The 21,194-nt window shown below is 64.8% G+C and carries 20 protein-coding genes; 10 read left to right on the top strand and 10 right to left on the bottom strand.

Annotated features, from left to right (window positions below; translation table 11 throughout):
• Positions 1-129: 129 nt before the first annotated feature.
• From QZ648_RS09310 to QZ648_RS09300, 3 genes are read left to right on the top strand one after another with little or no spacing between them, the layout of a single operon-like run.
• Positions 130-804, top strand: a complete 675-nt coding sequence (locus tag QZ648_RS09310) for an MT-A70 family methyltransferase (RefSeq protein ID WP_291996825.1) — start codon at positions 130-132, stop codon at positions 802-804.
• The gene (locus QZ648_RS09305; protein ID WP_291996824.1) at positions 797-919 is read left to right on the top strand and encodes a hypothetical protein; all 123 of its coding nucleotides are present in this window, start codon (positions 797-799) and stop codon (positions 917-919) included. Before QZ648_RS09310 ends, QZ648_RS09305 begins: the two co-directional genes overlap by 8 nt.
• Positions 916-1,677, top strand: a complete 762-nt coding sequence (locus QZ648_RS09300; RefSeq protein WP_291996823.1) for an SUMF1/EgtB/PvdO family nonheme iron enzyme — start codon at positions 916-918, stop codon at positions 1,675-1,677. Before QZ648_RS09305 ends, QZ648_RS09300 begins: the two co-directional genes overlap by 4 nt.
• Positions 1,678-1,941: 264 nt before the next feature.
• Here QZ648_RS09300 and QZ648_RS09295 read toward each other — a convergent pair whose 3' ends face one another.
• Genes QZ648_RS09295 through QZ648_RS09280 form a run of 4 tightly spaced genes read right to left on the bottom strand, consistent with a single transcriptional unit; the run spans position 1,942 to position 7,686 of the window.
• Entirely contained in the window at positions 1,942-4,368 is a 2,427-nt protein-coding gene (locus QZ648_RS09295; protein ID WP_291996822.1) for an SUMF1/EgtB/PvdO family nonheme iron enzyme, read from the bottom strand.
• Positions 4,365-5,402, bottom strand: coding sequence for a hypothetical protein (locus tag QZ648_RS09290; RefSeq protein WP_291996821.1), 1,038 nt, complete (start codon positions 5,400-5,402; stop codon positions 4,365-4,367). Before QZ648_RS09290 ends, QZ648_RS09295 begins: the two co-directional genes overlap by 4 nt.
• 4 nt (positions 5,403-5,406) lie before the next feature.
• On the bottom strand, positions 5,407-6,363 hold the full coding sequence (locus tag QZ648_RS09285; protein WP_291996820.1) for a MoxR family ATPase: 957 nt from the start codon (positions 6,361-6,363) through the stop codon (positions 5,407-5,409).
• Between the two features lie 9 nt (positions 6,364-6,372).
• Positions 6,373-7,686, bottom strand: coding sequence for a toll/interleukin-1 receptor domain-containing protein (locus QZ648_RS09280; protein ID WP_291996819.1), 1,314 nt, complete (start codon positions 7,684-7,686; stop codon positions 6,373-6,375).
• Between the two features lie 496 nt (positions 7,687-8,182).
• On the opposite strand from QZ648_RS09280, the gene QZ648_RS09275 reads away from it, so the two are divergent.
• Together QZ648_RS09275 and QZ648_RS09270 are read left to right on the top strand one after the other, a co-directional pair.
• The gene (locus QZ648_RS09275) at positions 8,183-9,076 is read left to right on the top strand and encodes a DMT family transporter (RefSeq protein WP_248595541.1); all 894 of its coding nucleotides are present in this window, start codon (positions 8,183-8,185) and stop codon (positions 9,074-9,076) included.
• A gap of 183 nt (positions 9,077-9,259) precedes the next feature.
• Positions 9,260-9,721, top strand: a complete 462-nt coding sequence (locus tag QZ648_RS09270; RefSeq protein ID WP_291996818.1) for a PEP-CTERM sorting domain-containing protein — start codon at positions 9,260-9,262, stop codon at positions 9,719-9,721.
• On the opposite strand, the gene QZ648_RS09265 is transcribed toward QZ648_RS09270, so the two are convergent.
• The 4 genes from QZ648_RS09265 to QZ648_RS09250 form a co-directional block, all read right to left on the bottom strand.
• Positions 9,699-10,544 (bottom strand): alpha/beta hydrolase, encoded by an 846-nt coding sequence (locus QZ648_RS09265; RefSeq protein ID WP_291996817.1) that lies wholly within the window; start codon positions 10,542-10,544, stop codon positions 9,699-9,701. The two genes, QZ648_RS09270 and QZ648_RS09265, sit on opposite strands and share 23 nt — an antisense overlap.
• 93 nt (positions 10,545-10,637) lie before the next feature.
• The gene (locus tag QZ648_RS09260) at positions 10,638-10,847 is read right to left on the bottom strand and encodes a DUF465 domain-containing protein (RefSeq protein ID WP_291996816.1); all 210 of its coding nucleotides are present in this window, start codon (positions 10,845-10,847) and stop codon (positions 10,638-10,640) included.
• A 56-nt stretch (positions 10,848-10,903) separates the two neighbouring features.
• Positions 10,904-11,254 (bottom strand): AzlD domain-containing protein, encoded by a 351-nt coding sequence (locus QZ648_RS09255; protein WP_248595542.1) that lies wholly within the window; start codon positions 11,252-11,254, stop codon positions 10,904-10,906.
• Positions 11,251-11,952 (bottom strand): AzlC family ABC transporter permease, encoded by a 702-nt coding sequence (locus QZ648_RS09250; protein ID WP_169067806.1) that lies wholly within the window; start codon positions 11,950-11,952, stop codon positions 11,251-11,253. Before QZ648_RS09250 ends, QZ648_RS09255 begins: the two co-directional genes overlap by 4 nt.
• Before the next feature lie 67 nt (positions 11,953-12,019).
• On the opposite strand from QZ648_RS09250, the gene QZ648_RS09245 reads away from it, so the two are divergent.
• The 4 genes from QZ648_RS09245 to QZ648_RS09230 all read left to right on the top strand — a co-directional run bounded on the left by QZ648_RS09245 (position 12,020) and on the right by QZ648_RS09230 (position 15,619).
• Positions 12,020-12,340, top strand: coding sequence for a hypothetical protein (locus tag QZ648_RS09245; protein WP_169067807.1), 321 nt, complete (start codon positions 12,020-12,022; stop codon positions 12,338-12,340).
• 145 nt (positions 12,341-12,485) lie between these two features.
• A complete protein-coding gene (gene greB, locus QZ648_RS09240) occupies positions 12,486-13,055 on the top strand; it encodes a transcription elongation factor GreB (RefSeq protein WP_291996815.1) in 570 nt (189 codons plus the stop codon).
• Between the two features lie 147 nt (positions 13,056-13,202).
• Positions 13,203-15,125 (top strand): molecular chaperone HtpG, encoded by a 1,923-nt coding sequence (gene htpG / locus QZ648_RS09235; RefSeq protein ID WP_291996814.1) that lies wholly within the window; start codon positions 13,203-13,205, stop codon positions 15,123-15,125.
• A 23-nt stretch (positions 15,126-15,148) separates the two neighbouring features.
• The gene (locus QZ648_RS09230; RefSeq protein WP_291996864.1) at positions 15,149-15,619 is read left to right on the top strand and encodes a DNA-deoxyinosine glycosylase; all 471 of its coding nucleotides are present in this window, start codon (positions 15,149-15,151) and stop codon (positions 15,617-15,619) included.
• Positions 15,620-15,656: 37 nt separating this feature from the next.
• Here the strand turns inward: QZ648_RS09230 and QZ648_RS09225 are convergent, their stop codons facing one another.
• Positions 15,657-16,217: a hypothetical protein gene (locus QZ648_RS09225; protein ID WP_291996813.1), complete on the bottom strand. Its 561-nt coding sequence runs from the start codon at positions 16,215-16,217 to the stop codon at positions 15,657-15,659.
• A 194-nt stretch (positions 16,218-16,411) separates the two neighbouring features.
• On the opposite strand from QZ648_RS09225, the gene QZ648_RS09220 reads away from it, so the two are divergent.
• Positions 16,412-18,205: a GspE/PulE family protein gene (locus QZ648_RS09220; RefSeq protein ID WP_169067811.1), complete on the top strand. Its 1,794-nt coding sequence runs from the start codon at positions 16,412-16,414 to the stop codon at positions 18,203-18,205.
• A gap of 75 nt (positions 18,206-18,280) precedes the next feature.
• Here the strand turns inward: QZ648_RS09220 and QZ648_RS24925 are convergent, their stop codons facing one another.
• A complete protein-coding gene (locus QZ648_RS24925) occupies positions 18,281-21,193 on the bottom strand; it encodes a PAS domain S-box protein (RefSeq protein WP_366144111.1) in 2,913 nt (970 codons plus the stop codon).
• Position 21,194: the final 1 nt, after the last annotated feature.

Genomic DNA, 21,194 nt, shown 5'->3' with positions numbered 1-21,194 from the left:
GCGGGCGAGTGCCTTGGTGGAAACACCAGCGCTGTTGTGGTTCGTCCCCCGGTGGACAAAGGCTGATGCCGCCCCCGGTGTTGGCCAACAGGGTATGCTGACGACCGGGCTCCTGACCGATTGAGCGAGATGACGAAACATTTCCCCGAGGCAGCTGGCGAGCTGCTCCACTGCGTCGGCGATCGCCGCTTTCACACCGTGCTCGCCGATCCGCCGTGGCAGTTCCAGAACCGCACCGGCAAGATGGCGCCGGAACACAAGCGGCTGAACCGCTACGCGACGATGAACCTGGACGACATTCTTGCCCTGCCGGTGGCCAGCATCGTCGGCGACACGGCCCACCTCTACCTGTGGGTGCCGAATGCGCTCCTTCCCGAGGGCCTTCGGGTCCTGGCCGCCTGGGGTTTCCAGTACAAGAGCAACATCGTGTGGCACAAGATCCGCAAGGACGGTGGCCCGGATGGGCGCGGCGTCGGCTTTTACTTTCGCAACACCACCGAACTGATCCTTTTCGGCGTCCGCGGGAAGAATGCCCGCACGCTGGCTCCTGGTCGCCGCCAGGTCAATATCATCAAGAGCCGCAAGCGCGAGCATTCGCGCAAGCCCGACGAAGCTTACGAGCTGATCGAATCCTGCTCGCCCGGCCCCTATCTGGAAATGTTCGCCCGCGGCTCACGCGACGGCTGGACCAGCTGGGGAAACCAGGCCGACGAGTATTCCCCCGACTGGCCGACCTATGCCAACCACTCGCAGGCGGAAGTCGATGCCGACTGCCTGCTGGCGAAGGAAGGTGATCATGCGTAAGTGGCTCTGTAGCGATGGGCTTGGCTTTGAGGTCCTCGCCATGTCCCTTCCCGACCGTCTGGCGTTGACGCGCGGCGCGGATCATGCGCCGCTGATTGTCGAGCGGGAACTGTGAAACGCGTTGCCGCGGCGGACCTGGGGATCGATGCGGTGCAGGCGCAGCGGACGATCCTCCTGCCGGACATCGACTGGGTCGAAATCCCCGGCGGCGATTTCGTCTTTCAGGAAGGCGAGCGGCGCTCGCTGCCGACTTTCTACATGGCGCGCTATCCGGTCACCAATGCGCAGTACCGGACCTTCATCGATGCCGGTGGGTATGGGGATGAGCGCTGGTGGCGGGATCTGGTGCGACCTGAGCCGGAAGAATCGCGCTTTCCCCAGGCCAACCGGCCGCGAACGAACGTCGACTGGTACGAGGCAGTGGCGTTCAGCCGCTGGTTGAGCGAGCAGCTGGGCTACGAAGTCCGGCTGCCGACCGAGGAAGAATGGGAGCGTGCGGCACGCGGACAGGATGGGCGCGAGTATCCCTGGGGCGCGCGGTACCAGACGGGTTACGCCAATATCGACAAAAAGGGCACCAAAGCCGGCGAGTGGTACCTGGGGCAGACGACAGCGGTCGGTGTCTATGGGCACGCGTCTTCAGCTGAAGGGGTTCTCGATCTCTCCGGCAACGTCTGGGAATGGTGTCTCAACAAATATGATCGCCCCGATGAGCTCGCAGCCGATACCAGTGGCGACTGGCGTGTACTACGTGGCGGATCATGGCTCAACCCGCCTAGCTACGCGCGCGGCTCACAGCGCTTCACCTTTGCCCCTAGCGACCGTTACTTTGATTACGGGTTTCGGCTGGTTTCGTCGGTCCCAGTTGCTTGACCGCAGTTGCGAATTCAAGAACCCGTAACGTGGCAGCGCGTGCTGGTTCAGTCGCCAAGAGTCAGCGTAACTTACGTGCTTGATCCACCCCTGTTGCCTCTCCCGATAACGCTCGCCGAGTGGGCGCGCGGCCTGAACCATCTTGCCGCTCCTGGCGCGGGGAGGCCCCTGCAAGGGGTAGTAGGCGGTAGGTTGGGCTGAGGAACGAAGCCCAACATCATGCAGATAGGGATTGAGGCCACTGCGGTCGGCAGCGAACAGCGGTCACGCAATGGGGGCAGAGGAAATCAACCGAAACCCCCAGCTGCTATCGCGGTAGACAGGGCCGTCCCCGTCGCGTCGCGAGCCGCGCGCGTCGCCCGGGTCGCAGTCCCACGCACCACCACGCGCCACGCGCCTTTCGCCGCTGGTATCGGCTTCGATCTGTCCGGGGCGATCATACTTGTCAAGGCACCATTCCCAGACGTTGCCGGCCAGATCGAGAACCCCTTCAGCCGACGCAGCGTGCGGATAGACGCCGACCGCTGTCGTCTGCTGCAGGGACCATTCGCCGGCTTTGAGTTCTTTCTCGTTGATATTGCTGTAGCCGGTCCGGTAGTCCTTGCCCCAGGGATACTCGCGACCATCGCGTCCGCGCGTCGCACGCTCCCATTCTTCCTCGCTCGGCAAGCGGACTTCGTAACCGAGCTGCGCGCTGAGCCAGCGGCTGAAAGCCACTGCCTCGTACCAGTTGACATCGCTGCGCGGCCGGTTGGCCTGCGACCATGACGACTGCTCCGCCTTTGCTTGCTTGAGGTCCCGCCACCAGGCGCTTGCGCCCTTGCCGTTGTAGCCGCCAGCGTCGATGAAGGCCTGGTACTGCACATTGGTAATCGGGTATCGCGCCATGCGGAAGGTCGGCAGCCTGCGCTTCTCTCCGTTCTGATAGATGAACTCCCCGCCAGGGATGTCGACCCAGTCGAGCGCCGGCAGGCCGCGCTCGTCGAGGCCGACGCCTGCCCTCGGGTCGCCGATTTCGGCCAGGCGATCGCCAATCGCCAGACGCCGTGGCGGGATGGTCTCGATTCGTTCGAGTTCGTCGAGGAGTTGGTGGACTTCGGGCGGCAGCGTTTCTGCCGCCGGCTCTGCTGGGCGCGGCGCCGCATCGGCCAGCACGAATTCACGTACGCCGACGCCCCGCCGCGGGTCGCCGATTTCGTCCAGGCGGTCGCCGATTTCGAGGCGGCGCGGCGGCGGCGTCTTCGGGTCGGCGAGTTCGGCGAGCAGGGCCTCGGCCTCGCCGCCGCCTTCGCCGCCTTCGCCGCCTTCGCTGCGTTCGCCGAGCTTGTCTACGTCTGGTGCTGGCGGCGGCTGCTCGTCGGCCAGCCAGGCGCGCAGCTGTCCGAGGAAGTTCCTGGCCTCTTCCGACTTCTCCGGCTGCTGCCAGTCGAGGAGGTCGAGCAGTCGCTCGGCGCCCTGGCCGGGCGGCGGCGCAGCGAGCGCTTCCGTGCGCAGCAGGGCCGCGCGTGGGCCGGGCAGGGCGTCGCTGCCGGTCTTTTCGGCCCAGTAAGCCTGCGCCGCGCGGGTCCACAGGCGCAGCAAGCGAATTGGCCCGTCCTGGTCTCCCTCAGTGGCAGCGGCGGTGCTGAGCGACTCCTCTTCGATCAGTTGCAGCGCTATCCCTTGCGTCGCCAGCCAGTCGGCGATACGGCTGGCCTGTTCGCGGTCGGCAGGTAGATGGCTGAGGTACAGCGCTGTCGTTGTCGATGGCGGGGCGCCGGGAGCGACCTCGGTGGGCAATTCGGCGAGCAGTTCGTAGCGGCGGCCGTCGCTGGTCGTCAGCAGAATGCGCTCGGCGATCAGCGGCAGTGCGACGCGTGTATCGGCGCCGACGACCTGCCAGGTGCCGCTCGGCGCGCCCTCGCACTGCACGTGCAGGTTCACCGGCAGCGGTGTCGGTAGCTCGATGGCCGGCTCGCCTGCGCTGGCGGCCCGGCAGTGCAGAACCAGCCGCCGGCTGTCGGCGTCCCAGTGCAGGCTCACCGCCAGCCGTGCCGGCCGGAAAGGCTCGGGCAGCTTGCCGTTGAGCCAGCCAGGCAGCGTTGCCGGTGCTGCTGCGTTGCCGGCGGCCAGGCTGCTGCTCGCACCGAGGCTGCAACTCGCGTACTGCGTGAGCAGTCTGGCTTCCGCCAGCGTGCTCCCGGCGCCGGCGATGGTCGCCAGGCTGCGCCGGCTCCAGCGCGCGAGACGGATGCGTTGTTCCTCGTCGGCTTCGTCGTGGATGCGCTTGAGCATGTCCTGCAGACCCTGCTCGATGGCCGGCTGATCGTCGAGCAGGGCGGCCAGGCGCAGATCCTGTTCGAGCCGGTCTTCGGGCGACCAGTGGCGGCTGTGGCGCCGGGTGAAGTCGCTCACCTGGTCGAACGGCGGCTGATCGGCGGCGCGCAGTTCATTGGCGAGAAGGCGCGCTACGCCCGCATGCAGGATCACCTCGCCGCTGCTGCGCGCACCGATCAGCGGGCTGAACCAGAGCAGCGACTCGATCTCCGTGGCGCTGCCCGGGATGAACTGCAGCCGCGCATTGCGCAGCAGCAGCGGCTCGATGCGCGTGGCGAGCGACAGCAGACGTGCCAGCGGGACGATTTCCGGCCAGCGCCGGCGAACGTCGCTGACCAGGTCCTGCTCGAAGGGTGTCGGCTGCAGCCAGCTCATCGTGTCGGTCGCTGCCTGCCGCCGAGCTGCCGGCTGAGCATCGCGGCGCTGGTGCGCGGATGCCAGTGCACCAGTTCGGCGTCGGGACCAAGAGTGGTCGGCCAGTATTCCGGCGACCAGGGGACGAGGACGATCAGCGGGCAGCCTGGCGCACGGCAGTCCTTGATCAGCTTTTGCCAGCCGGCGTCGGGCCGGCTACGCGGCGGTAATCCCTGAATGCCGAAGTCGGTGGCGGCGAGGATCGGTCGACCGGGCTCCGGTTGCCAGGGCTGCCAGTCTTGTTCTGCGTCCTTGCCGGGCAGCCAGCGGCCAGCCTGCTCTGGAGTCGAGTCGAAGTCGAAGACCGCGACGCGATCTTCGCCGAGCACGCCGACGAGCTGCCTGGCCAGGTCGCGCAGATCTTCCCACCACGGCAGCATGCTGTCGCTGAAGTCGAGCAGGAGCTGGCAGCCGCGGGCGAGCGTTGCCGAGTGCTGGCGCGGCAGCCGCGGCGGCAGGCGTCCCGCGACGACGCGGCGGACGAGTTGATCGACGTCGAGCCGGTCACCCTGGCGCAGCGTCGCCAGGGCGGCGGTGAACACGCCGCGGGCGGTCTCGGCGGGAATCAGCGTCCGACGCGGCGGGGAAACGCCCGGCGCGGGTTCGAGACCCTGGTAGTCGCCCGTGAGCCAGCTCGGGGCTTCGGCGGTATCGATCGCGGGCGGCGCTGCGACGGCGTTGAGCGTCGATTTCAGCGTCTGCGCGGGCAGATCGATTTGCGGCGCGCGTGTCGGCGGTGCGGCGAGCCCCGCTTGACGCGGCGTGGCAGGAGCTTCGCTTTTCGCTTGGGGCGACAGGCGGCTGCGGTCATAGACCGTCGGCGTCGGCCGGGCAGGCTGCACCTCGGGCGCCGCCAGCCCGAAACCGAGGCAACCGGCAATCGCCTGTGCGTGCTCGTCTTCCTGACCGTGCAGCGTGCCGAGCGCGCGGATCAGGTCGCCGAGATGAATCTCGCCGCGTTGCATCGTGTCGTTCTTCCTGCGGGACGTCGCCATCCGCTCACTCCGTAGGCTTGGTCAGAACTGCCCTCTCGATCTGGCTCCAGAGCGGGTTGTCGTCGGCGACATCTATCTCCAGTTTCTCGCAGGCCTGGATGGCGTCGAGGAATTCGCTGGTGCCGGGCGGACGGCGACCGCTGGTCGTAGAGGCCGCACGGATTCCGATCAGCTTGTCGACGATCGCTTCGGTCCGCCGGCTGTCGGCGGCCGGATAGTGCGCGCGGGCGATGCCGAGCAGGGTGTCGCGGTCCAGTTCGCCGAGAACCAGGCTCACACAGCGGCGTAGAAACGCTTGTGGCAGCTCGCGCTCGCGATTGGTGGTGATGATCGTGAGTAGCTTCTGCTTCGGGTCGGCCTGCTGCGTCGCCCCGTCGGGCAGAGAGAAACTGCGCCGGTCGAGCGGTTCGAGCAGATCGTTCGGTACGTCTGGCTCTGCCTTGTCGATTTCGTCGATGAGCAGGACGGTGTGGTGGTGTCCACCGGCGGAGGCTCCCTCGCTACCGGGAAAGGGCAGGGTGGCGTCGTATCCGGCGGCGTCGGCAGCGCTGAGTCCACGGCGTGCGGCCGACTCCCGGTCGAAAGCCCACCAGAAGACTCCCGGGTTGTGATACGCCTGATCCGGCTTGAGGTCTACGGCGTCCGGTCGTGCCGCGCGGTGCGCGTCGTGCAGGCGGCGCAGGTGATCGACCTCGACGGTCAGTTCTTCGAGCCGGGTGCGCGAGGTGATCGTCTTGCTGAGGAAGTTCCAGCCGAGCACCGCCGCCATCGCTTCAGCGAGGCGGCTCTTGCCGCAGCCCGGCGGGCCGGCGATGAGCAGCGGCCGGCTGGTGGCCAGTGCCACATCGACGGCGATGACCGCTGTTTCGGGAAAGATGTAGGGCTTGATTTCCAGGGCGGGATCCCCCGGAAAGGAGTAGTCGTCGGCGAGTTTGAAGTTCCTGGGGCGGTACCTGGCCATCGGGTTTCCCTATCCGTAGATGTTGTTGAGCAGCTCGCGTGCGTCGAGTTCTGCGAGCAGTTGTGCCGACTCCGTTTCCAGCGACAGTTCCGGGAGAAGGGATTCGACCGCGTCTGGCAGATCGTCTCGCAGTTGCGCGCCGACACCGAAGACGAAGACCGGGGTGCGATAGAGTTGCTGCAGTTTCTGCAGACCATCGACCAGCCGCGCATCGGGGGCTTCTCCGGCCCAGTTGGTTGCTGGAACGAAGACCACCACATGCCACTTGTCATTGCGAACACGCTGGTCGATTTGTTCATTCGTGAGATGCGCCAGGCCGCGCGCGTAAACCTTGCGGATTTCTCCCTGGATCGCGTCCTGGCTGCTCACGTCCGATATGGGGATTACCCGGATCTGGGCTGTCCCAGGCCAGGCGCGTTCGAGATAGCGATCGAGCGTGAAATGCCGCGTGCCGAGTTCGGGCTGGCTGAGCTCCAGGCACTGGCCGTTGAGCGCCAGGCATTTTCCGTGCGATCGGGCGGCCGGAATCTGACCCGCCTCGCCGGCACCCACCCACAGCGCGCGGACGAACTTCAACAGCTCTTCCGCACGTTCTCGGCTCGGGTGTGGCAGCGTGTCGTTGAGCACCTCCTGGAAGCGTTCGAGGGACTTCTGGCCGTCGTTCAGCAGGTGGCGCGCCAGCGCCCTGCCGTAGGCGCCGCGCGTCGATGGCCGTGGCGTGTCAGGGAAGAGTTTCTGCCACAGCCGCTCCAGATTGCTCAACTTCACCTGCTCGACAAGGACGCTCTCGACGGCTTCCAGAAGCCGTTCGAAGGGTGTCGTGACGGTCCCCCGCAGCAGCTCGGGATGATCGCCCATCTTCAGCCTGATGCCGCCGAGAATCTGCTCTGCGGTGCTGACCTGGGCAACGCACTGCGTGCGGGTGATGCGCAGCGTGCCCAGGAAGTCCTTTTCGAGATCTTCCGGCGTGGCCTGCTGGTCGAGCAGGACAGGGAAGAGCTTGAACTCGGGTTCGAGTTCGGCGCGCCAACTAAGAATCGCCGCTTCCTTCTTGACCCAGTTCGACTCCTCGATCGCTCGTCGCGAGAAGAGGATGATCGCCGCGTGACACTCGGCCAGCCATTCGTTGAGCCGCCGCTCCCAGTCGTCGCCGGGATGCAGACCCTCGTAGTCGACCAGAATCTCGATCTTGTCGGAGTACTCGGCCTTCAGCGCCTTGCAGGTGTCCTGCAGCAGTTGCCAGTTGGCCTGCGCCTCGGCGTCATCCGCACTGGCGGGGCGCAGTCGGGAACTGTGGCTGATGAAAAGTTTGAGAGCCGCCATGTCGGATTCTCGTGCGGGTTTCGCTGCGTGGTCGGGCGTGCCTTGTTTCTCCAAGAGCCTACCACGCATCGCGCATCGCAAGCTGTCGTAGCTTGGTTCGTTGGGCTTCGTTCCTCAGCCCAACCTACACAGGCTTGCTGGAGCCGCTACAGCAACACGCCCGCCGTTATGCCCAAGAACAGCTGTGCCGTAAGCTCACTGGCCTTGGCGCCAGGATCCCCGGCGGAAAATGGCTGCGCATCGAGGTCGGCCAGTCTCCGCCATGAGACGGCCTTCGCCGACCTACTGTCCAAAATTCGACCACACGTTCGCCGGTGATTCCGGGAGGTCTGGATCGATGCGGAAATGGCAAGAATAGCGCCGATCACGGCGTCACTGCGAAGCGTCCTATAATCGCCGCGTAGCAAACTCCGCAGCGCCGGAGAGCCCGACCAGGGCCGTCCGGCGCTTCTTGTCCTCCCGGCGCTACCGCTACGCCCTCTCCGAGTCGTCGATCTTGACTGCTGCCATCCTTGCCCCCGCGCCAGCCGTTCGCCTGGCAGGCGTTGCCTGCATCGTCGCTTCGGCGACGGCTTTCGGGGCGATGCCGATTTTCGGCAAGCTGGCCTATGCCGACGGTGTCGATGTGCCGAGCCTGCTGTTTCTGCGCTTCGGACTGGCCGGTGCGCTGATGGTGGTGGTGATGCGGATGCGTGGCATGGCCTGGCCGCGCGGGCGTAATTTGCTGCTGCTGGTGGCCATGGGTGGGCTGGGCTATGTCGGGCAGTCCTTCTGCTATTTCGCCGCTCTGCAGTACGCCAGCGCCGGGCTGACGGCGCTGCTGCTCTACCTCTATCCGGCGATCGTCACCGTCTTGTCGGCCGTGTTGGCGCGGCGACGGCTGTCGGCGATGCGCATGCTGGCGGTGCTGGCGACGCTGTTCGGCACCGGGCTGGCGGTCGGCGGCAGCCTCGCCGGCAGCACGCTCGGCATTCTGCTCGGTGCCACCGCGGCGCTGATCTACTCGGTGTACATCCTGGTCGGCGAGCGGGTGACGCCGGTGAGCGGGGCGATGGCGTCGGCGACGGTGATCATGCTCGCCGCGGCGCTGGTCTGCGGGCTGGTGGTTCTCGTGCGTGGGCCGGCTTTGCCAGGCTCGGCGCTGGGCTGGGCAGCGGTGGTCAGTATCGCGACCCTGTCGACGGCGGTGGCGGTGATCACTTTTTTTGCCGGCATGGCGCGCCTCGGTGCCGCCGACGCGGCGACGCTGTCGACGCTCGAACCGGTGGTGAGCATTGTCCTGGCGGCGATGTTTCTCGACGAGGCGCTGGGTCGGTGGCAGATTGTCGGCGGGGCGATCGTTCTCGGCGCGGTGATCCTGCTGGCGCGTTCGGGCGACGGGCGAAGCTAGCAGCCTGTCGGACTAACGGTCATGACTTTCATCAGCCGGGGTATCTCGACTGTCATGACCGTTAGCCAGCTCAACACAGTGTCACAGTTTCTAGTTCTCAATCGTGCCTCCTAACTCGAAGGAAAAATCATGAAATCGAGAAATCCAGGAAAATTGTTATGTGCGCTCGCATTTGCTGCGGGCTTGAGCGCCGCCACGTCGGCAAAGGCGGTACCTGTCACCGTCGATGGCGGCTGGGTGCCATTCACCTTCGGCGGTGTCGGGTCGAGCTTTGTCGACCAAGCCTTCACGTTTGCGCTGGCCTCGGCAGGCGTTCTGAAAGTGACCGATGCCTTTCTGTCCGGCGATCGCTTCGAGATCTTTGACGGCATTTTATCGCTCGGACTGACTTCGGCGCCGGGATCTGTAGGCGACGACATCTTCAGCGACTACGACGCGGCGTTCGCTGATGCGCTCTGGAGCAGCGGATCGTATCTTCTGGGAGCGGGTAGCTACTCGATCAACGGTCTTGTCACGGCAAGTCCGTTTGGCGGTGGTGGTGCCGCGCTGCGCGTGGATCTGAGCCCGGTTCCAGAACCGGCCACGCTCCTGCTTCTGGCTGGCGGTCTGGCGGGGCTTGGCGTCATGCGCGGTCGCAAGGTCTGATTGCCGTCGCCTTCGTCGCTGTGCTGCCGACAAACTTCAACAGCGCTTCGATGACCGCCTGCGGCTGCTCGTTCATCATCGCGTGTCCACAGTTCTCGATTTCGGTGCGAACCACCTGGCGCAGTGCGGATTGCAGCGGCGGCAGATTGCGGCGCGGCGTCATGCGGTCGCGGCGGCCGACCAGCAGCAGGGTCGGGCAGGCGACCTGCGCCGCGGCTTCCAGACCGTGCAGATAGTTGTTGCAGTTGGCGAGATCGATGGCCAGGACGCCCGGCGGGCTGCGGCGCATGATGGCCAGGGTCGCGCCGGGTCCCCAGATGCCGTGTCCGCCGCCGCCGGTGAGCAGGAACGGCAGGGTGTGCGAGTATTCGGTCATCAGTCGAAGGACGCTGTCGGGATGCGTTTCGGCGCGCTTGAGCAGGGCGTCGGCGACCGGCATCGGCGCCGACGAGCCGAGCAGCGCCAGGCTGCTGACGCTTTGCGGATGGCGCGCGGCGCACTCGAGGGTGACGAGCGAGCCCATCGAGTGTCCGACCAGCAGCGCGCGATCAACGCCAGCGGCGTCGAGCAGGGCTGGCAGCCAGTCGGCGAGTTCCTCGATACTGCGCAGGGGCGGACCAGCCGACTGGCCATGTCCCGGCAGGTCAGGGACCAGTAGCGCGCAGCCGGCGGCGCTGAGCCCGCCGGCGACGATACGCCAGCAGTCACGGTCGTTGGCGGCGCCGTGGATCAGCAGCAGCGGTGGGTATGGCGAGGCGGCAGGGTCGAAGGGTTTTCCCCCGGTGCCAACATGGCAGCGCTTCCCGGCGATGTTCAATTGCATGTTTTGTCTCTTACTCCGCCATTTCTGTATCTACGTAGGTACGTATCTACGTATCTACGTTTCTACACCTCGCACTTTGAACTGTTTTCCTGCTCAGGCCTGAACATCCGGCTCCAGCGCGCTTTCGAGCTGGTTGATGCGATCCTTGAGCAGCAGCTTGCGTTTTTTGAGGCGGCGCACCAGTAGCTCGTCGGGAGGCGGGCTGAGCAGCAGGTGATCAATCACCAGGTCGAGGTCGCGATGCTCGACGTGCAGTTCTTCGAGGGTGGCGCGTGCTTCTGTCGTCTGTTCTTCGCTGAGCATGGTGGGCTTTCTTTACTGGTAGGGGTCAGGGGTAAGGGTAGGCGGGTCCGGGTTGTTTAGCCGAGCAGGGCTTGCAGCCCCCACAGGGCGAGCATGCCGAGAACGATGGTCCACAAGGTACTGTGCGTTCGCCAGGCGACCACGGCTGCCAGGGTGGCGGCGATGACGCGCGGCAGGTTGGCGTCAATGGTAGGCGCGCCATCGGCAAAAAACAACGGCGGAGCGATGATCGCCGCCATCACCGCTGGCGGCACGTAGCGCAAGGCCCGGGTCAGCCAAGCCGGTAGTTCGAGACGGGCGAGGAGGGCGATGGGAGCGAAGCGGATCAGGAAGGTGGCGACGCCAATGCCGATGATCATCGACCACACGAACAGCTCGCCGGCGAGTTCGCCGCTGACGCTGCTCATGCCCTGACCCATAGTCTTTCGGCGGCGACGCCGACGGCGACGCCGATCAGCGCGGCGCCGATCAGATTGAGTTTCAGTGGCAGTACCAGCAGCACCGATGCCAGAGCGCCGGCGGCAGCGGCCAGCTGCATCGCGCGGTCGCCGAGCAGCGGCACGACCATGGCGATGAAGGTCAGCGGCACGATGAAATCCAGCGACCAGCTCGGCGGTACCAGGCTGCCGAGGAGGATGCCGGCAATCGTTGCCAGCTGCCACGACAACCAGGTCGCGCCGGCGACGCCGAGGTAGAACCAGCGCAGGTCCGCTTGCCGGTCGGGGTGCCGGGTGTGGTGCACGATGGTCAGCCCGAAGGCCTGGTCGGTCAGCAGATAGGCGATCAGCGCTTGCCAGCGCCGGTTCTGACTGCGGAAGAGCGTCGCCAGCGACGTGGCGTACATCAGGAAGCGCAGGTTGACGATCGTCGCCGTCGCCACAATGACCAGCAGTGGCGCGCCGCTGGCGAACAGTTGCGTGGCGGCAATCTGGGCCGATCCGGCGAAGATCACCCAGCTCATCGCCGACGCCTGTAGCGGCGTCATGCCTGCCGTACTGGCGGCGGCGCCACAAACCACACCGAAGGGAATGATACTCATGCTCAGCGGCGCGAAGGCGCGCATGCCGACGATAAACTCGGCGCGAGCGCTGGGGACTTGCGGCATGTGGCGCTTTTTGCGAATAGAATAGAGGGTCAAATTGTAACCTTGGTGTACCCCCGGGAGGAGGCAGATGGTCTATCACATAATCGTTTCGTTTGGGCGGGAGAGGGAATACGAGTTCAAGTTCCCTCATACCGAACTCGCTACAGGGTCTCCCGAAGAAGCGCGCCGCTGGTTTGACAAGGAGTTCGCGGATCTCGAATGCGAACCCAGCAACCCAATGGGCAAGGTCTTGATCATCGACAAGATTCTCAATGTGGCTCGTTACGGCGGCGAGCAGCGCTTCATCGATCGCAAGGACTGGGCGACGCGCTTCGCACGCTACACGGCCCTGGCCCTCGGGCGCGACACCGTGCGCATCGACGTGGTGGCGTTCAATATCGGCTACTGATTCGGCTGCCGGCGCTCGAGCGCTCGGCAGTCAGTCATTGCGGCGCAGGTTTGCGGACCTGCGCCGTTTTCTTTTTTACGCACCGTCTGGCGTACGGCCAGGCCGGTGCAGCGAGTTCTCAGCCCCGGGACCATTCAAACGAAGCATGAACAAGGCATTCACCAAAGAGGCAGACGGCGAAGAAGCGGAGCAGGAACAGGGCCTCGATCCCTCGTTCCGGCTGCCGCCGGGAACGCGCAACTACATCACCCCGGGTGGGCACGCACGCATTCTCGCCGAGGTCGATCATTTGCTGCGCGTCGAGCGGCCGCAGCTGGTCGGCGTCGTGCAGTGGGCGGCGTCGAATGGCGACCGTTCGGAGAACGCCGACTACATCTACGGCAAGCGACGGCTGCGCGAAATCGATCGGCGGATTCGTTTCCTGACCAAGCGCCTGGATCTGGCCGAAGTCGTCGATCCGGCCGGGCGGCAGGGCACCGAGCAGGTTTTCTTTGGGGCCACGGTGAGCATTGCCGACGAGGAAGGGCAGGAGCAGACCTATCAGATCGTCGGCGTCGACGAAACCGACTTCGCACGCGGGCGGATCAGCTGGGTGTCGCCGCTGGCGCGGGCGCTGCTCAAGGCGCGCGAGGGCGACACGGTGCGCTTTCAGAGTCCTGCCGGAATACGCGAGGTCGAGGTGCTGGCGGTGGCCTACGTGGCCATCGAAGAGTAAACCGGCTGCAGCGGCCGCGCAGGCAGGCAGCGCCGGCAGGGCTTGAAATCGCGGCGACTGCCCCCACGTGATGGTCCATTGCGCGCCGGCACGGCTCTGCTTGGGTCGCCGCGGCACTTTCAATCCACATTTTTCACGGAGTTTTCAATGGGTGAACAGAAGGAAACACTTGGTTTTCAGGCAGAAGTCAAACAACTGCTGAATTTGATGATCCACTCGCTGTACAGCAACAAGGAAATTTTCCTGCGCGAGTTGATCTCCAACGCCTCGGATGCCTGCGACCGGCTGCGCTTCGAGGCGCTGAACAATGCCGGCCTCTACGGCGACGACAGCGAACTCAGGATTCGGGTCTCTTTCGACAAGGAAGCACGCACCATCACCATCGCCGACAACGGCATCGGCCTGTCGCGGGACGAGGCGGTCGAACACCTGGGAACAATCGCCAAGTCCGGCACCCGCGAATTCTTCTCGGCATTGACCGGTGATCAGGCCAAGGATGCGCACCTCATTGGCCAGTTCGGTGTTGGTTTCTATTCCTCGTACATCGTCGCCGACAAGGTCACCGTCACCTCGCGTCGTGCCGGTCTCGAAGCCAACCAGGCCGTGCGTTGGGAATCCGCCGGTGAGGGCGACTTCACGATCGAGATGGTCGATCGCGAGCAGCGCGGCACCGAAGTGGTCCTGCATCTGCGCGCAGGCGAGGACGAGTTCCTCTCGAGCTGGAAAGTGCGCGAGACGATTCGCAAGTACTCCGACCACATCACCCTGCCGATCCTGATGAAGAAGGAGAGCTGGGACGAGGAGAAGAAGGCGCAGGTGGTTACCGACGAAGACGAGACGGTCAACCAGGCCTCGGCGCTGTGGTCGCGTCCGAAGTCGGAAATCTCCGACGAGCAGTACAACGAGTTCTACAAGCACGTGGCGCACGATTTCGAAGATCCGCTGGCGCATGTGCATGCGCGCGTCGAGGGCAAGCAGGAATACACGCAGCTGCTCTACATCCCGTCGAAAGCGCCTTTCGACATGCTCGACCGCGGTGCCCGTCACGGCATCAAGCTCTACGTGCGCCGGGTGTTCATCATGGACGACGCCGAGCAGCTAATGCCGCTCTACCTGCGCTTCGTGCGCGGAGTGGTCGATTCAAACGATCTGCCGCTCAACGTCTCGCGCGAGATCCTGCAGCAGTCGCGCGATATCGAAGCCATCCGCGGCGGTTGCGTGAAGCGCATTCTCGGTCTGCTCGAAGGCTTGGCCGATAGCGATGAGGACGCCGAAAAGGCGAAGTACACCACCTTCTGGAAGGAATTCGGCCGCGTGCTCAAGGAAGGCGTCGGCGAGGACTTCGCCAACAAGGAGCGCATCGGCAAGCTGCTGCGTTTTGCGTCGACACAGGCCGACACTACCGAGGAAAGCGTCTCGCTGGCCGATTACGTGTCGCGCATGAAAGAGGGCCAGGAGAAGATCTACTACGTCACCGCCGAGACGTTTACCGCTGCCAAGAACAGCCCGCATCTCGAGATCTTCCGCAAGAAGGGCATCGAAGTGTTGCTGCTCTCCGACCGCGTGGACGAATGGGTGACCAGTCACCTCACCGAATTCGACGGCAAGCAATTGCAGTCGGTGGCCAAGGGTGGGCTCGACCTCGGCACGCTCGAGGACGCGGCCGAGAAGGAAGAAGCCGAGAAAGCGGCCGACGAGTACAAGGACTTGATCGAAAAGGTCAAGACGACGCTCGGCGAGAAGGTCAAGGATGTTCGCGTCACGCACCGGCTGACCGATTCGCCGTCCTGCCTGGTCGCCGACGAGTACGACCTCGGCGGCAACCTGCAGCGCATCCTCAAGGCCGCCGGCCAGCAGGCGCCAGCCAGCAAGCCGATCCTCGAAATCAACCCGCAGCACCCGGCGGTGCAGCGTCTCAAGTACGAGGAAACGCGTTTCGACGACTGGGCCAATCTGCTGCTCGAGCAGGCGATCCTGGCTGAAGGCGGCGCACTCGAAGATCCGGCCGGTTTCGTCAAGCGCATCAACGATCTGATGCTGGCCCTGTCGCTGGGTAGCGCCGGCAAGTGAGCGCCGACGGCAGGCCGGCAGCGATCCTGCACGGCCTGCCACCGATTCTCGACGCCGGGGTCAGGACCCTGATCCTCGGCAGTTTTCCGTCGCCGGCATCGCTGGCCGCACAGCGTTACTACGGGCATCGCCAGAACCAGTTCTGGCGTTTGCTCGCCTCCATTCTCGACGAGCCCCTGGCCGAACTCGACTACCCGGAGCGGCAGTCATGTCTGTTGCGCCATGGCTTCGGCGTCTGGGACGTCTATCAGCGCTGCCAGCGCCAGGGGGCGCTCGACTCGGCGATTCAGTCGCCCGCAATCAACGATTTTTCACGGCTGCTGACCGACGCGCCGAAGCTGCAGCGGGTCTGTTTCAATGGCCAGACGGCCGGCAAGCTTGCCGCCTGGTTTCAGGCGCGTGGCTACGCAACGCGGCTGCTGCCGTCGAGCAGCCCGGCCTACACCATGGCTTTCGCCAGCAAGCTCGAACGCTGGCGCGCGGCGCTACAGTAGCGCCGGCTCGACGGCCCGGTCGCTGCCTGGCGTGGCCCTATTGCCCCACGCCGAGAACGTCGAGTACGCACTGTCTGTGTTGCGAACCGCTTTTGGCAGCGCACAGCTTGCGGGCCTTGTCCTGTCGCTGGCAAACCGCGGCGTCGCCGGCCCTGCTGCAGTCTGCTGGCAGGGTCTCCTGGAGTACGCAGTTCCTGAACTGTGGTCCGGTTTTTCCCTTGCACAGCGCGTAGGCGATCTTGCGTTGCGCGCATTGCGCCGGGATGCGCGCCTGCGTGCAATCGATCTGCTCTGCCTGCCGGTGCAGGCACTGCTCGCGCTCGCTGCCCGCCTTGTCGCGGCAGGCCTCGTAAACCTGGCGATGAGCGGCCCGGCGCGCGGCGCACTGTTCGGGATCCTTGGTCAGGCTGCAGTCGGATGGGCCGCGCGTGCCAAGCATTCCCCGCCGATAGCCGGCACCCTGCATGGCGGCGCTGGTTCCATCCATGGTCGTCGTCGTGTCCTTGCCGGAGCCCGCCTGGGCGATGGCCGGCATGGCGAACAGGCTGGCGGCAAGTGCGGTGACGAGTGTTGTGACGATCGGTAAAGCCCTCTGCATGTTGTTCTCCTGGGGGAATGGCGGTGGGAGTTTTCGCTCCGCCGGCAGGTGGGAAGACTGGAAAAGGGGGCGTTCGCCAGCGGCGCCGCGGCCCGCGAGGGCAGCGCTGGTATCTTACCCGCTCTTGTGGCATCCATTGGTTGTCGTCGAGCTTGTCCGGTATAGTTGCCGATCATCGCCCAGGAACAGTCGTCATGCCGGAAGCCACCGTCAGTACCGTTTACGATCATCGCCTGACGCTCGCCGAGCTCCTCGGCTGGCTGGTTGATGACGGCCTGGTCAAGCCGCCGGACGCCGATCTGCTGCTCAGGGACAGTCGCCTCAATCGCCTCACCGCGCATCCCCTGGTGATCATTTCCGACCAGAAATGGAAATCCCTGCAGGAGCCGCCGCGACCCTTGAATCTCGAAGTGCTGGGTGGCTGGCTGGCCGCCAGAGTCGGGCTCGAATACCACCATATCGATCCGCTGAAAGTCGATTTCACGGCGGTTACCGAAGTCATGTCGAGTGCCTACGCAACGCGTTTTGGCATCCTGCCGGTGAAGGTGACGACGCGCGAAGTGCTGGTGGCGACGACGCAGCCCTTTCTGCGCGACTGGGAAAAGGAGATCCGCGCGATTGTCAAGAAAGACATCCGTCGCGTGTTCGCCAATCCGGTCGATGTCGCACGCTATCTGATCGAGTTCTACAATCTGGCACGCTCGGTCAAGAAGGCCGCACAGCTGGGTGGTCCGAGCGGCAATCTGTCGTCCTTCGAGCAGCTCGTCGAACTCGGCCGCACCAATCGCCAGTTCGATGCCAACGACCAGCACATCGTCAATATTGTCGACTGGCTCTGGCAGTACGCTTTCGAACAGCGCGCCAGCGACATCCACATCGAACCGCGGCGTGAAATCGGTATCGTCCGCTTCCGCATCGACGGCATGCTGCATCAGGTGTACCAGATCCCGATGAGCGTCATGGCGGCGATGGTCAATCGCGTCAAGATTCTCGGGCGCATGGACGTCGTCGAGAAGCGCCGGCCGCAGGATGGCCGCATCAAGACGCGCACCGCGGAAGGCCAGGAAGCCGAACTGCGTCTGTCGACCCTGCCGACCGCTTTCGGCGAGAAGCTGGTGATGCGTATTTTCGACCCGGAAGTGCTGGTCCGCGACTTCACCGAACTCGGCTTCACCGACGACGACCAGGCGCGCTGGAAAACGATGTCGGAACGGCCGAACGGCATCATTCTGGTCACCGGGCCGACCGGTTCGGGAAAGACGACGACGCTCTACTCGACGCTCAAGCAACTGGCGACGCCGGCGGTCAACGTGTGCACCATTGAAGACCCGATCGAGATGGTCGAGCCGGCGTTCAACCAGCTGCAGGTGCAGACCGTCATCGACCTCGGTTTTGCGCAGGGCGTGCGGGCGCTGATGCGCCAGGACCCGGACATCATCATGATCGGCGAAATTCGCGACCTCGAAACCGCCGAAGTGGCGATTCAGGCGGCGCTTACCGGCCACCTGGTGCTGTCCACCCTGCACACCAACGACGCTCCGGCGGCGCTTACCCGCATGCTCGACCTCGGCATCCCGTCCTACCTGCTCAGCGCCACCGTGCTTGGCGTGATGGCGCAGCGCCTGGTGCGCATTCTCTGCCCACACTGCAAGCAGGAGCATGAGGCGAATGCGCTCGAGGAGACGATGTGGGATCAGCTGGTCGCGCCGTGGAAAGCCAATCGTCCGGCGCGTTTCCACCGCTCGGTGGGCTGCCTCGAATGCCGCATGACCGGCTTCCTCGGGCGTGTCGGCCTGTACGAGATTCTCACGCTCTCGCCGGACGTCAAGCTGGCCATCAGTGAAAACAAGGATATTGCCAAGATCCGCGAGCTCGCTTTCCGCGAAGGCATGAAGCCCTTGCGCATCGCGGGGGCGATGAAAGTCGCTGCCGGCGTAAGCACCCTGGCCGAGGTTTTCAAGGTCGCGCCGCCGATCGAGCACGCCTGATCACGGTGGCCGCCAGCGACCGCGATCACTTCGCTCCCGGCCTGTTCCTGGCCGGCCGTTTGCCTTCGCTTGCGACTAGGCCGTCTGGCTGGAGTCGGCGCTTGCCGGTGCCTCGGTCGGCGCCCGCCGTATCGGCAGCGTCAGGCGAAATTTCGATCCGACGCCGAGCTGGCTGCTGGCTTCGAGCCGCCCGCCGTGGCGTTGGGCGATGCTGTAGGCCAGCGAGAGGCCGAGTCCGGTGCCCTGGCCGACTGGCTTGGTGGTGAAGAAGGGCTCGAAGATGCGCTTGAGGTTTTCCGGTGCGATGCCCACGCCGCTGTCCTCGACCTCGATCCATGCCGCCTGCGCGTCACTACCGCTGCGCAGGGTGATCGTTCCTCGTCCTTCGATGGCGTGCGCCGCGTTGACCAGCAGGTTCAGCAAGATCTGATTGACCTGCGCCGCGATGCACTCGACTTCGGGAAGGCCGGCGTATTCCTTGCGCACCTCGGCCTTGTACTTGATCTCGTTCCAGACGATGTTCAAGGTGCTTTCCAGGCCGGCCTCGAGGTCGGCGAACTGCCACTCCGTGCTGTCCACGCGTGAGAAGTCCTTGAGATCCTGGACGATCCTGCGCACCCGCTGCAGGCCGTCAAGCGACTCGTCGATCAGGGTGCCGATATCGTCGCGCAGGTAGTCGAGGTCGGCCGCGTCCCGGGCTTTGCTGATGGCCTCCATCACCGCCGGATGCTCGGCGAGAATCGGGTCCGCTGCCGCATAGGCGTCGATCACGCGCAGCAGGTCACGGACTTCGTTCTTGAGGCTGCCGAGGTTGGAGTTGACGAAACCTACCGGGTTGTTGATCTCGTGCGCCACACCCGCCGCCAGCTGACCGATTGAGGCCATCTTTTCGGATTGCAGCAACTGGTTTTGCGCGTCCTCGAGCTTGCAGTTGAGCTCGGTCAGGCGCTCGATGGTGGCATGCAGCTGCAACTCGGCAGCGTGTTGCTCGGTCACGTCGATGCCCGAACTGAGGTTGCCGCTCACCCTGCCGGAAGCATCGCGCAGCAGCGCGTTGCTCCAGGCCACGCGCCGAATCCTCCCGTCGACAGTGAGAATGTCGTTGTGATTGTACGCGGCGATCACGCCGCTTGGCGTGCCAGCCAGCCAGTTTGCGAAACTGCCGCGCAAGGACTCGCGATCCGGCGCGGGGATGAAACGATCGAACCAGTTGCTGCCGACGATTTCAGCTTCGCTCAGGCCGAGCAGCGCACAGCCTTGGCGGTTGATCAGGCGAACGCAAAGGTCGCTGTCGATGACGACCATTACCGCCAGGGCCACGTCGAGGTATTCCTGTGCCTGCTCGAGGGCGTTGCGCAGGGCGGTTTCCGCCTGCTTGCGTTCGCTGATGTCGCGCACGATGCCACTATAGAAGCGCTCGCCGCGCACGCTGTAGGCGTTGATCGACAGCTCGATCGGAAAGCGCGAACCGTCGCCGCGCAGTCCTTCGAGTTCGACTGGTCGGCCGAGCAGGTGCGCTTCACCGGTCGCCACATGGCGGGCCAGCCCGCGGGCATGCGCTGCGCGGTAGTCGGGCGGAATCAGCAGCCGCAGATCTTCATTTTGCAGCGCGCTTGCCGGCTGCTGGAAGATGGCGCCGATCGCCGGGTTGGCGGAGCGAATCACACCGCTGGCGTCGATGGTGATGACGCCGTCGCGCAGGTTTTCGAGGACCAGCCGCAGTTCCTCCTCTTTGCGCGCCAGTTCGTCCTTGAGGGTGTTCAGCTGCTGGTTGCGCTGTTGCTGTTCTGCGATCAGTTGCCGCCGGGCAAGTTCAGCTGCACGGCGTTGGCCGATGTCACGAAAAATGACCACCGTGCCGACGGTCTGTCCGTCGGCAACGATTGGTGAGCCAGCGAACTCGACCGGAAAGCTGCTGCCGTCCTTGCGCCAGAACGTCTCCTCGGCCGAAGAGCACACTTCCTGGCGAATCAGCGTCGCGTAGAGTGGGCATTGTTCGCCCGGATATGGCGTTCCGTCGGACCGCGAGTGGTGGAATAGGTGGTGCGATCCTTTGCCGAGGGCCTCGGCGGCGCTCCAGCCAAGCAGGCGTTCGGCGGCGGCATTGAGGTAGGTGATGCGGCCGCTGGCGTCGGTACCGTAAAGCCCATCGGCCATCGACTCCAGGATCGATGCCTGGCGCTGCTGCAGGACTGCGATGGCCGCGCGATCCTCGCGCAAGGTATCGGCGGTGCGGTCCAGCGCCACCACGATGCGCCCGAACTCGCCGCGATGGCTGCCGCCGATCCGTGTTTCGAGATCGCCCTTGGCGATGCGCCTCAGCCCCTCTTCGATCACGCCGAGCTTGTGGTTCACGTAACGGAAGAGCTGGCGCGCGAACAGCAGGAACAGCGCCAGGCCGATCGTCACCAACAGCGCGGTGCCGAGCAGCGTTTGCCGGTTGACGTCCTGGGCGGAAGCGTAGGTCTCGGCGACATGCTCTTGCTGCAGTGCAATCAGTTGCCGGACCGGGGTCACGACTTGCAGGTGTATGGCCCACCAGTCTTCTTTCAGGAGGTGGACGATTGCCGCCATGTCGTTGACGGCGAGAAGACGCTCGAAGTGATCGAGCATTGCCGGCAGTTCAGCCATGCCGCCGTCGATGGTATCGATCAGGTTCTGCTCATCGAGGCTGGCCACCGCGGCCATCGTTTGAAGATAGTGCTGCCAGGCCAGCGGAGCTTCCTTTTGTGCCTCGAGCAGGCTGGTGCGAACCCCGTGGACGCCAAAATCGTTGTTGAGTACGCCATAAAAGCGCGCCGGCAGGCCGCTAAGCAGCTTGTCGATCTCGATCAGGCGCTGCGTCGGCTCGACTTCTTCGAACAGCACGCGGCGCAAGCTTTCCTGACCGCGCCAGGTGCCCCACATGCCGACGCCGGTGACAGCGGCCAGCGTCAGGCTGGCAAGCACGATGAGCAGCAGCAGGCCCTGGCGGATACTTAGCTTCATT

The sequence above is a fragment of the Candidatus Accumulibacter sp. ACC012 genome, assembly GCF_907163155.1.
In the GTDB taxonomy this organism is placed as follows: Bacteria; Pseudomonadota; Gammaproteobacteria; order Burkholderiales; family Rhodocyclaceae; genus Accumulibacter; species Accumulibacter delftensis.
Note: the sequence above shows the minus strand (reverse complement) of the source record. Positions and strands in the feature narration are given on the sequence as shown.